1 protein-coding gene and 1 pseudogene are annotated in these 1,081 nt (G+C 58.6%); one reads left to right on the top strand and one right to left on the bottom strand.

All coding sequences use genetic code 11. The features are described 5' to 3' along the window. The coding region (locus BFP70_RS13930; protein WP_141693211.1) for a transposase at positions 1-411 on the top strand (411 nt) is incomplete at its 5' end. A 215-nt stretch (positions 412-626) separates the two neighbouring features. Here the strand turns inward: BFP70_RS13930 and BFP70_RS13925 are convergent. Beyond that, positions 627-1,081, bottom strand: a pseudogene (locus BFP70_RS13925) (DDE-type integrase/transposase/recombinase); the annotation flags it as partial.

Raw genomic sequence — 1,081 nt, 5'->3', positions numbered from 1 at the left:
ATCAATGCTCTGACCATTCTGGCCGAGGCAGGCGACCTGCGGCGCTTCCATCATCACCGCCAGTTCTTTAAGTTCTGCGGCATGGATTTGGCCACCGTCCAGTCCGGAATGTTCCGCGGTCGGAGCAAGATCTCAAAATATGGAAATGCTCGCCTGGGCCGGACTTTGTGGCTCGCAAGGCAGACGGCGGTCCTGAAGAAGACCAACAGCTTCCGTGACAAATTCGAGCGTTACATCGCGCAAGATCGCCACAACCCGGATTTGCGCCGTAAGGCCTACACCGCTATCGCCGCAAAGATGGCACGCACCATTCACGCCGTGATCAAATCCGGCGAACCCGATCGTCCCTTCTTCGAAAGGACGAGCCCAGGCGGAAGGAGCTTTCTCTCAAAGGGCCGTGGAGGCGCATGACGCGACCTCGTAGATAATGTTCGGGCCTTCCGCTTGGGATTTAGGATCTCGTCTTAAGGACGCTGAGGGCCGCCAGCGCGCGTACCCTGTGTTTGCTATGGATGAGATCATTTCTTGACGGCGGAGCCCGCCTGGGCAACCTTATCGGGGTATCCGGACAGCCGGATGCCACACGACCTGCTGACCTAAGCAGCTAGATTTTCCCGAGCTAGGACGTTATCCACCCGAATGGTGCCGGGCTTACCGCGCCACTCGATGATGCGGTCCAGGCTGCGAATGACCCGCTCTGCGGGCAACGAGAAGTCCACCTCGATCCCCAGCCCTTCTCGGTTGAAGTCGTCCAGCACATTCAGCAGCCGAAAGCCACGACCGTCGCCGAGGCGATCCGCCATGAAGTCCATCGACCAGGTCACATTGGGCGCGTCTGGCACCGCCAGGACATCAGGCTTCTCCCGTTTCAGCCGCTTTCAGGGCTTGATCCGCAGGTTCAGTTCCAACTCGCAGTAGATCCGATAGACGCGTTTGTGGTTCCACGGGTGACCTTTGACGTTGCGCAGGTGTAAGAAGCACAGGCCAAATCCCCAGGTTTTGCGCGCATCTGTCAGCCCCGTTAGCAGATCGGCGATCACCTCGTTCTCATCCTTCAGCTTCGGGCTGTAGCGATAACAGG

It is taken from the genome of Thioclava sp. SK-1, from assembly GCF_001705665.1.
Classification (GTDB): Bacteria; Pseudomonadota; Alphaproteobacteria; order Rhodobacterales; family Rhodobacteraceae; genus Thioclava.
The sequence above is the reverse complement of the archived record's forward strand: the minus strand, read 5'-3'. Positions and strand labels throughout refer to the sequence as shown.